General features: G+C 50.6%; 1 protein-coding gene and 1 pseudogene. Both read right to left on the bottom strand.

Features of this window, described 5'->3' with window-relative positions; genetic code table 11:
- Positions 1-136 precede the first annotated feature (136 nt).
- Positions 137-856, bottom strand: a pseudogene (locus QZ506_RS13800) (peptidoglycan-binding protein); the annotation flags it as partial.
- 150 nt (positions 857-1,006) lie between these two features.
- The gene (locus QZ506_RS13795) at positions 1,007-1,129 is read right to left on the bottom strand and encodes a hypothetical protein (RefSeq protein ID WP_291971787.1); all 123 of its coding nucleotides are present in this window, start codon (positions 1,127-1,129) and stop codon (positions 1,007-1,009) included.
- Positions 1,130-1,342: the final 213 nt, after the last annotated feature.

The following is a 1,342-nucleotide window of genomic DNA, read 5'->3' as shown; positions in this document are numbered from 1 at the left end:
GCTGCGGGCGTACGCCGATGGCCACTTTACTCGATGGAAAACGGATCTGGGCAGAAAAGAATCTGAACCAGATGTAATCTGACAGACACCTGTATAAATAATCGGTAACTGTCAGATCAGGTCTGAGCTAGTACAGATAATAGTTCAGCGAATAATCTGGGATGTTCACCATGATTCCGGTGCTCACATTATCCGGCACCAGGCGCAGACGTTGGATATTAAGCGCCGGCAGCGCTGCACGGGTCTGCGGCGAAACGTTCAGCCAATCCCGCGTCCGCTTGCCAATGACGCCGTCAGCGTCTAACCCCTGCCACTGCTGGAAGCGCTTGACCCCCTCGACCAGATCGCCCGTATAGGTATCCGGTGACGGCGCGGCCGCGTCAGTAGCAGCCTGTTGTTCATTGAACAGGGTGATGGTTCCTGACGTGGCAAGCATACCGGTGCGTTGCAGTATTTCACGCAACACGGCCAGATCATTGCTTTGCTGTTCGGGACGCAAGGTATCCGACATCGTCAACACCGGCCAGGGACGCGTATCCAACAACAGCGTTTTTAACGCCTGATGCATCTTGGCATATTGTGAATGACGCGGCGCAAGCGATGAAACAAACCCAGCGCCGTTACCCGCGACCACTGCCTGCCGCCATTGCTCCACGCGCACAGGCGCAGGCGGTTGCAAACGATAGGGGACGCTGCTGTAGAGACAGTCGGTACCGTTACGCTCCACGCCGTCAACAAATTGCAGATAGCCCAGCATGGCATCCGACAACAGCATGTCGCGCGCCATCCCGTTGATACTGGCATCGGTCAACCAGGTCACCCATTGCGTGAACTGCGGCTGAACTCCTGACAGCGAAGACCTAAATCAATAATCTACTAATTATCATATGGTTATCTCTATCCCATGCTCAAAAAATAGGCAACAAAACACAACAATACACGACATTTTTATCAATACGTTACCGTCAATTTCGACTTGCAGACTCCCTTCCTTAGACGTGAAAAATCACATTAACCCCGAGCTGGAAATCCCGATGGCATACCGTAACCTGAGCAAGGTATACTGCGCCAATGACAACATCCTCACTCTGGCTTTGTTGAATAATAGGTAATCATGCTGTTTTTCCATGCCAGTTTTGGTTGAAAATGCTTGTCATCTCAGCTGTACACTTTTCTCATGAAGCCTAACTGCATGATTTTACGGGCTTTGTTGAATAATAGGGAATAATGCTGTTATGACACGCCTGTTTTGGATTAAAATGCTGATCGCTCCGGGATGCATCACCACGCTCTGGATTTAACATACTGATTTTACGTCAAGGGAATCCGCAGCCTTTATGGC

The organism is Candidatus Symbiopectobacterium sp. (assembly GCF_020054415.1).
Taxonomy (GTDB): domain Bacteria; phylum Pseudomonadota; class Gammaproteobacteria; order Enterobacterales; family Enterobacteriaceae; genus Symbiopectobacterium.
This window is presented reverse-complemented; position numbering and strand designations above follow the sequence as displayed.

Coding starts and splice junctions, on each gene's coding strand:
- QZ506_RS13795 (WP_291971787.1), bottom strand. CDS start 1,129: ATGGAAAAACAGCATGATTACCTATTATTCAACAAAGCCAGAGTGAGG.